Origin of the sequence: Micromonospora sp. WMMD737, from assembly GCF_049179055.1 — a bacterium.
Lineage (GTDB): Bacteria > Actinomycetota > Actinomycetes > Mycobacteriales > Micromonosporaceae > Micromonospora > Micromonospora reichwaldensis.
This window is the reverse complement of record NZ_JBMHMH010000006.1, coordinates 1-8,239: the sequence shown is the minus strand read 5'-3', so window position 1 is coordinate 8,239 and position 8,239 is coordinate 1. Positions and strand designations below refer to the sequence as shown.

The 8,239-nt window shown below is 69.3% G+C and carries 6 protein-coding genes; all 6 read right to left on the bottom strand.

Annotated elements, in window-relative coordinates; translation table 11 throughout:
- Positions 1-220: 220 nt before the first annotated feature.
- Positions 221-2,659, bottom strand: a complete 2,439-nt coding sequence (locus tag ACN27A_RS33650) for a glycogen/starch/alpha-glucan phosphorylase (protein ID WP_421458918.1) — start codon at positions 2,657-2,659, stop codon at positions 221-223.
- A gap of 222 nt (positions 2,660-2,881) precedes the next feature.
- Positions 2,882-3,931, bottom strand: coding sequence for an NAD(P)/FAD-dependent oxidoreductase (locus tag ACN27A_RS33645; RefSeq protein ID WP_421458916.1), 1,050 nt, complete (start codon positions 3,929-3,931; stop codon positions 2,882-2,884).
- The gene (locus ACN27A_RS33640) at positions 3,928-4,449 is read right to left on the bottom strand and encodes an isoprenylcysteine carboxyl methyltransferase family protein (protein WP_421458914.1); all 522 of its coding nucleotides are present in this window, start codon (positions 4,447-4,449) and stop codon (positions 3,928-3,930) included. The genes ACN27A_RS33645 and ACN27A_RS33640 overlap by 4 nt, the downstream gene beginning before the upstream one ends.
- 10 nt (positions 4,450-4,459) lie before the next feature.
- Positions 4,460-5,551 (bottom strand): type III polyketide synthase, encoded by a 1,092-nt coding sequence (locus ACN27A_RS33635; RefSeq protein ID WP_421458911.1) that lies wholly within the window; start codon positions 5,549-5,551, stop codon positions 4,460-4,462.
- On the bottom strand, positions 5,548-7,860 hold the full coding sequence (locus ACN27A_RS33630; protein WP_421458908.1) for an MMPL family transporter: 2,313 nt from the start codon (positions 7,858-7,860) through the stop codon (positions 5,548-5,550). The genes ACN27A_RS33635 and ACN27A_RS33630 overlap by 4 nt, the downstream gene beginning before the upstream one ends.
- A 28-nt stretch (positions 7,861-7,888) precedes the next feature.
- On the bottom strand, positions 7,889-8,239 hold a 351-nt coding region (locus tag ACN27A_RS33625; RefSeq protein WP_421458907.1), incomplete at its 5' end, for a M15 family metallopeptidase.

Sequence of the window (8,239 nt, the reverse complement as noted above, 5' to 3'; positions counted from 1 at the left end):
GTGACGGCGGTGACGGCGGAGACCAGGGCAGGAACTCGACCGCGCCCGGCGGTGCTGGAGGAGGTGGTGGCACCGGCGGGGCAGGGGCTGCCGGCGACGGTGCCGACGGCGCAGCGGGGGCCGACGGTGCCGACGGCACCTGAGAGCGCGCCGCTCTACGGGTGATTTCGGTGTGACCAGTCGCGGTATCCGCGACTGGTCACACCGAAATTGCCAGGCGCTAGGACAGGTCGACCGACATCGGGCCGACACCCCAGATCTGCTCGCAGTACTCGCGGATCGCCCTGTCCGAGGAGAACTTGCCGCTGCGGGCGGTGTTGCGGATCGACATCCGCGACCAGCTGTCCCCGTCCAGCCAGGCCTTGCTGACCTCGTCCTGGCAGTTGACGTAGGACCGGTAGTCGGCCAGCACCAGGAACGGGTCGTGGTGGATCAGATTGTCCACGATCGGGCGCAGCGTCTCGGTGTCCCCGTGGGTGAACTCCCCGCGCGCGATCAACTCGAGCACCGCCGCCAGCTCCGGGTCGGAGTCGACGCGGTCGATCGGCCGGTAGCCCTCCGCCTTGACCTTTTCGACCTGACCCTCGGTCAGCCCGAACAGGAAGAAGTTCTCCGCGCCGGCCTCCTGACGGATCTCCACGTTCGCCCCGTCCAGCGTGCCGATCGTGAGCGCCCCGTTGATCATGAACTTCATGTTCCCGGTGCCCGAGGCCTCCTTGCCGGCCGTCGAGATCTGCTCGGAGAGGTTGGCCGCCGGATAGATCAGATGCGCGTTCTTGACGTTGAAGTTCGGCAGGAACACCACCTTCAGGAACCGGTTGACCTCCGGGTCGTGGTTGACGGTGTCGCCGACAGCGGTGATCAACTTGATGATGCGTTTGGCCATGAAATAACCGGGCGCTGCCTTGCCGCCGAAGATGAACACCCGCGGCGGGATCACCAGGCCCGGATTGTTCTTGAGCCGGTGGTACAGCGCGATGATGTGCAGCACCATCAGGTGCTGGCGCTTGTACTCGTGGATCCGCTTGACCTGGACGTCGAACATCCACGTCGGATCCAGCTCGATGCCGGTGGTGGTGTGCACGTATTCGGCCAGCCGCGCCTTGTTGGCGCGCTTGACCTCGCGCCACCGCGCCCGGAACGCCTGATCGTCGACGAACGACTCCAGCCCGCTGAGCCGGCTCAGGTCGGTGATCCAGCCGGAACCGATGGTGTCGTCGAGCAGCTCGCGCAGCCCTGGGTTGGACAACGCCAGGAACCGCCGCGGCGTCACCCCGTTGGTGACGTTGCCGAACCGCTCGGGCCACATCTCGTAGAAGTCCTTGAGCACGCTGGCCTTCAACAGCTCGGAGTGCAGCGCCGCGACACCGTTGACGGTGTGGCTGCCCACCGTGGCCAGGTGTGCCATCCGCACACACTTGCCGTCGTTCTCCCCGATCAGCGACATCCGCGACAGCCGCTCGTCGTCACCGGGGAAGCAATCGCGCACCTGCTCGAGGAAGCGCTCGTTGATCTCGTAGATCAACTCGAGGTGCCGCGGCAATGCGTCACCGAAGATCCGCAGCGGCCACGTCTCGAGCGCTTCGGGCAGCAGCGTGTGGTTGGTGTAGCCGAAGGTCCGCACGGTCAGGTCCCAGGCGGCATCCCAGGACAACTGGTAGTCGTCGATCAGCAGCCGCATCAACTCGGCCACCGCGATCGAGGGGTGGGTGTCGTTGAGCTGGATCGCCCACTTGTCCGGCAGCGCGCTCAGCGGCAGGTGTGCGCGCTGCAGATGGATGTTCAGGATGTCCTGCAGCGAGCACGTCACGAAGAAGTACTGCTGCAGCAGCCGCAGCCGCTTACCCGCCTCCGGCTCGTCGTTGGGGTAGAGCACCTTGGACACCGTCTCGGAGACGACCTCGTCGTCGACGGCCTTGTAGAAGTCGCCGGTGTTGAACGCGTCGAGGGCGAACGACTCCACGGCCCGGGCGCTCCACAACGTCAGGGTGTTGCAGGTGTTGACGCCGTAGCCCTGCACCGGGGTGTCGTAGGAGACGCCCTTGAGGACCCGCTGCGGCACCCAGCGCACCCGGAACTTGCCGGTGACGTCCTCGTACTCCTCGGTGTGACCGCCCCAGTTCACCGTGTAGGTGGCGTCCGGCTTGTCGATCTCCCACGGATTGCCGTGCACCAGCCAGTTGTCGGTCTTCTCGACCTGCCAGCCGTCGGCGAGATCCTGCTTGAAGATGCCGAATTCGTAGCGGATGCCGTATCCGATCGACGGACGCTCCAGGGTGGCCATCGAGTCCAGATAGCAGGCCGCCAGCCGGCCCAGGCCGCCGTTGCCCAGCCCGGGCTCGCCCTCGCAGTCCAGGATCACGTCGAGGTCCTGGCCCAGGTCGGCCAGCGCCTCGCGTGCCTGCGCCTCGATGCCCAGGTTGAGCAGGTTGTTGCCCAGCTGCGGGCCCATCAGGAACTCCGCCGACAGGTAGCAGGTGACCTTGCAGGACAGATCCAGCCAGTCCTGTGTGGTCGCCATCCAGCGTTTCTGCATCCGGTCACGCACCGCCAGCGACAGCGCCTTGTAGTAGTGCTCGGGGGTCAGCACCGCCGGCGGGCGGGCGATCGAATAGACCAGGTGATCGGACACCGCCGCGCGCAGCGCGTCGGCAGTCATGCCGGAGCGGGTTTGTCCGGTGGGACCGACCGGCGCCCCGTTGTGATCGGTGGATTCGTCCGACGTGGAGTTCACGACATCGGTCACTGCGGCTCCTACAGGTGTGGCCGTGGCAAGGCGGGGACGCGTCATTGTGTCGCGCACGTGTTTCTCAACAGAGTCCGGAATGTGAACTCCGCGCTAGCCGACGATGTGGAGATCGTCGGATTGCCCAGCAGGCTCCTAGTTGCCTAGCAGGTTGACCGCCCCGCTGAACACGCGCGGGAAGGTGCTGGCAGCGGGCACGATGAAGGAGCGCAGCGGTGATGTGCTCGCGTGCAGCATCCCCGCGGTCAGTATCCGGTAGCGCCGGGTCGCGCGGCGCCAGTGCCGTTCGTAGTCCTGCGGCCGGTCGGCGACCACGCTGTCGACCAGCAGCCGCGACGCCGCGAACGCCAGACCCAGCCCCTCACCGGTCAGCGCGTCGACGTAGCCGGCCGCGTCACCGACCAGCAGCACCCGCCCCGCCACCCGGCTGCGCACCCGCTGGCGCAGCGGGCCGGCCGCCCGGTCCGGCTGGTGGGCGTGCCCGTCGAGGCGTTCCCGCAACTCCGGAAACGCCTCGAGATGCTGCTCGAAGCGGCCCTGCCGCGACGTCAGGACGGCGATCCCGACACAGTCGTCGGCCACCGGAGTCACATAGGCTTCCGCGGCCGCCCCGGCCCCCGCAGCGCCCGGTCCCGCCCGCCCGCCCGCCCAGTACACCTCGACGAACTCGCTCCACGGCGCCACCTCGACGTGCCGCTTGATACCCCACCGGCGGGTCCCGCCGGCCGGGCGCTCCAGACCCAGCGCGGTCCGGATCGGGGAGTGCAGGCCGTCGGCCGCGGCGAGATAACGGCTGCGCAGCCCGTTGACCGTCACCCCGTCGGCGTCCTGGCTCACCGGGCCGACCTTGTCGTGCACCATCTCGACCCCGGCCGCCCGAGCCTCGGCCAGCAGCGCCGCGTGCAGCGTCGTGCGCCGCACCCCCAGACCGGCTCCGGAGCCGAACCGGGCGGTGACGTGGTGTCCGGCGTCGAAATAGGAGATCCCCAGGAACGGTTTGCCCGCCGGGTCCGCGCCGAGCTGCCGCAACTGACCCACCGCGTGCGGCATCAGGCCCTCGCCGCAGGCCTTGTCGATCAGGCCGGTGCGCTTCTCGACGACGACGGTGTGCAGCCCGGCCCGGGCGGCGTGGATCGCGGTGGCCAGGCCCGCGGGCCCGCCCCCGGCGACCACCAGATCGATCACCTCGGAGGCCGGGGGTCGCTCAGGGTCTGCAGCGCGGTGTTCTCCACCGAGATCCGGGTCCACAGCAGCGCGGCGTTGAGGACGGTGAACGCCAGCGCGGTGATCCACGCCGAGTGCACCAGCGGCAGCGCGAACCCCTCCACGACCACCGCGACGTAGTTCGGGTGCGGGATGAACCGGTAGGGGCCGCCGGTGACACGGCCGGCGTCGGGGACGACGACGACGCGGGTGTTCCACTGCCGGCCCAGGGTGGCGATGCACCACCACCGCAGTCCCTGAGCGGCAATCACGAGAGCCAGCATCGGCCACCCCAGGGCGGGCAGGAACTCGCGGTGGGCCGCTTCGAACAGGCAGGCGGCCAGCAGTGCGGTGTGCAGCACCACCATCACCGGGTAGTGGCCGGCGCCGTACTCGACGCCGCCCTGGGCCCTGCTCCACTTCAGGTTCCGTTGGGAGACGACCAGCTCGGCGACGCGTTCGACGGCGACCAGGGCGATGAGCAGGGTATAGGCGAGCATCGGCGGGCTCCTATGTCCAGCGCAGCAGCACGAGCTCGGAGCAGAACCCCGGGCCCATCGCCATCAGCAGGCCGGGCTCGCCGGCCGGCGGCTTCTTCGCGCGGGTGTCGCGCAGCACGTGCAGCACCGACGACGACGACAGGTTGCCGACCTCGGCCAGGGAGCGCCACGTCAACTCGAGCGCGTCCTCGGGGAGCCCGAGCGCGGCGTTGATCGCCTCGATGACCTTGGGGCCGCCGGGATGCGACACCCAGGCGGCGATGTCACCGACGCTCATGCCGTGATCGGCGAGGAAGCCGGTCATGTCCTCGGCGAGGTACCGGTCGATCAGCTCGGGCAGATTGGGCGCCAGCACCAGCTGGAAACCGGTGTGCCCGATCTTCCAGCCCATCGTGTCCAGCGAGTCCGGATACATCCGGCTGCGGGAGTCGTGCACCTCGGGTCCAGCGGCGTCGATCGCTCCGGCGCGGTTCTCCCCGGCGGCGACCACGGCGGCCGCGCCGTCACCGAACAGCGCGCTGCCGACCAGGCTGGCCATGGTCGGCTCGACCGCCGGGTAGGTCAGCGAGCACAGCTCCACCGACACCAGCGCGGCGACGTGGTCCGGTGCCCCGCGCAGATAGTCGTGCATGCGGGCGATGCCCGCCGCGCCGGCCACACAGCCGAGCCCGAACAACGGGATCCGGCGGATGTCGGGTCGCAGCCCCAGCCGCCCGGCGATCCGGGCGTCCAGCGACGGCACCGCGATGCCGGTGACGGTGGTGGTCATGATCATGTCGAGATCGCTGGGGCGCAGTCCGGCCTCGTCCAGCGCGGCGGTCAGCGCCTCGCAGGCCAGGTCGAGGGCGTGCTCGAGGTAGAGGTCGTTGGCTTCGCCGAAGTCGGTCAGCGTGGTGTAGCGGTCCAGGGGAAGCACGAAGTGGCGCGAGTTGACCTTCGCGTGCTCGTGCAGGGCCCGCACCACGTCACCGAGATCGGTGAACGCCGGCGCCTGCAGGAAGGTCTCGGTGATCTCGTGCTGGCTGTAGCGGTGTGGTGGCAGCGCTCCCTGGACGCCGGCGATGACGCTGATGGGGTTGGTGTCGTGGGTATTGGCGGTCATGTGGTGATCCGTTCCGCATCTTCATTGTCATTCGATTGTGCCGCCGGCTCCTCGTCGATGCCCAGGCGGTCGTGGATTCGTCTCAACCAGTTCGGCGCCCACCAGTTCGCCCCGCCCATCAGCCGCATGAACGCGGGCACCAGCACCATGCGCACCAGGGTCGCGTCGACGAGCACCGCCAGCGTCAGGCCGAGACCGAACATCCGCATCACCGACGTGCTCGCCGCGATCAGCGCGGCGAACGAGATCGACATGACCAGCGCGGCGGCGGTGATCACGCGGCCGGTGTGGGCGATGCCCAGCGCCACCGCCTCATCGTTGGACACCCCCGGCTGCAGCCAGAACTCGCGGATGCGGGCGACCAGGAACACCTCGTAGTCCATCGACAGGCCGAAGGCGATGCAGAACAGCAGCACCGGCATGTTCGCCACCAGGGTGCCGGTCGGGGTGGTGCCCAGCCCGCCGAGATGGCCGTCCTGGAAGATCCACACCAGGGCGCCGAACGCGGCGGTGAGCGACAGCATGTTGAGCACCAGGGCTTTCAGCGGCACCACCACACTGCCGGTGAGCAGGAACAACAGCGCGAACATGATGACGGCGATCAGCCCGAGCACCAGCGGCAGGGTCGAGGTGATCGCGTCGACGCTGTCGCGGTTGGTCTGGGCGGTGCCGGTCATCTGCACGGTGCGCCCACCGGGGCCGTCCACGGCGTGCAGGCCGTCGAGCTGGTTCTCCGAGGCCTCGGAGAACAGCGGCGCGGTGCTCGCGACGGTCAGGAACATGCTGCCGTCGCGCTCGCCGGCCGGCGCGGACGGTCCGCCGGTGCGGGCCCCCTCGACGAAGGTCCCGGTCGGGGCGGACACCGCCGCGACGTCGGCTACCTGGGACAGCGCGGCCGCGTAGTCGGACACGTCGGCCGCGGTCAGCCCGGCGCTGTCGGGGATCACCACCGTCACCGCGGCGTCGGTGTTGTCGGAGAAGTCCTGGCGCAGGGCGTCGCCGACCTGATGGGCCGAACTCGAGGCGGGCAGCACCCGGTCGTCGGGGAAGCCCCAACGCACCCCCAGGAACGGCGCACCGAGCACCAACAGCAGGATGACGACGGCCAGGCCCAGCGGCAGGGCGCGGCGCATCACGGCGTGCGCACCCCGGTACCAGAAGCGCTGCTCGACCGGAACCGGTGTGGGCTCGGGCCGGCGCAGCAGGCGGCGCCCCAGCCGGGCCACGTCCAGCGCGTCCAGCCGGTCGCCCAGCACGACCAGCGCCGCGGGGGTGACGACGACGGCCGCCGCGGCGGCGAAGGCCACGGTGGCCACCCCCGCGTAGGCGAACGACTTCAGGAAGTGCATCGGGAACAGCACCATCGCTGCCATGGACAGCGCGACCGTCGTCGCCGAGAAGATCACCGTGCGCCCGGCGGTCGTCATGGTGCGCACCAGCGCGGTCGCCGGCGCGGCGCCGGTGGCCAACTCGTCGCGATAGCGCGACACGACCAGCAGCGTGTAGTCGATGGCCAGGGCCAGACCCATGGCGACGGCCAGGTTCAGGGCGAAGATCGACACGTCGGTGCCGAATGTGACCAGCCGCAGCACTGCCAGCGCCCCGATCACCGACATCGCTCCGATCGCCACCGGCACCGCGGCGGCCAGCAACCCGCCGAACACCCAGACCAGCACCAGGAAGCTCAGCGGGATCGCGAGTGCCTCCATCACCAGCAGATCGCGCTGGGACTGTTCGGTGATCTGCAGGTTCACCATCGCGGTGCCACCGGTGGTGACCGTGACCGCCCCGTGGTCGCCGGCGACCTCCTGGGAAATCTCCTCGGCGTACTCCTGCTGTTCGGCTTCGCTGCCGGTGATTCCCGCGATGATCAACCCGGCCGTGCGGTCGGTGCTGATCAGGTCCGGTGCGGCGGGGGCGCTCCAGGCCGAGGAGATCTCCGCGACGTGCGGATGCTGGGCGAGGACCTGTTCGATGTCGGCGGCGACCCGGCGGGTCTCGGTGGTGTCCAGCCCATCCGGAGAGGACACCACGATGATCATCTGTACCTCGCCGCGCCCGAACTTCTCGGTGAGAAGATCTGCTGCCGCCGACGATTCGGCGCCCGGGTCCTGAAAGCCGCTGGGGGACAGGCTCTTGGCCACCGGCACGCCGAACACCGCCAGTGCGACGGTCAATACCGCGGCGGCGGTGAGTATTCGGCGCGGTGCGGCCATGGCCAGCAGCGCGATTCGGTGCAGCAGGGTGATCTCCGCTCGTTGAGGACGGCGCCCAAATTTACGGGACGGGAACCGTCTGCGGGGGTTCACGTCATCGTCACATCGGCACGCCTCTCGGTCAGGACAGTTCGAAGTGTTGGTAGTCCAATGGGGAGCGCCAGTGGCCGCCCCAGGTCCAGCCGCGATCGGTGAAGGCCAGCACCGCCGGGTCGCCGTCGTGCAGCATGCCGGGATCGGTGCGGTCGCGGTCGGTCCACGGGCCGGCGTTGGCGGGCTGGACGTCGCCGCGGGAGTCGACATAGGGATTGATCCGCGGGTTGACGTCGACCGCGCGCCCGTAGGCGTGATACGACCATTGCCCGGTGCCGGGGATATCGCGGCAGTTGAACGCCGAGGTGTTGTTGTCGCGCATCGACAGCTCGTCGTCGGCGTCGGGGTAGTTCTCGACGGTGCGCATCCGTTCGATCGG

Bases quoted from the DNA above. Each gene is read 5' to 3' on its own strand.
- ACN27A_RS33650 (WP_421458918.1), bottom strand. From the start codon at position 2,659: ATGACTGCCGACGCGCTGCGCGCGGCGGTGTCCGATCACCTGGTCTAT.
- ACN27A_RS33640 (WP_421458914.1), bottom strand. From the start codon at position 4,449: ATGCTCGCCTATACCCTGCTCATCGCCCTGGTCGCCGTCGAACGCGTC.
- ACN27A_RS33635 (WP_421458911.1), bottom strand. From the start codon at position 5,551: ATGACCGCCAATACCCACGACACCAACCCCATCAGCGTCATCGCCGGC.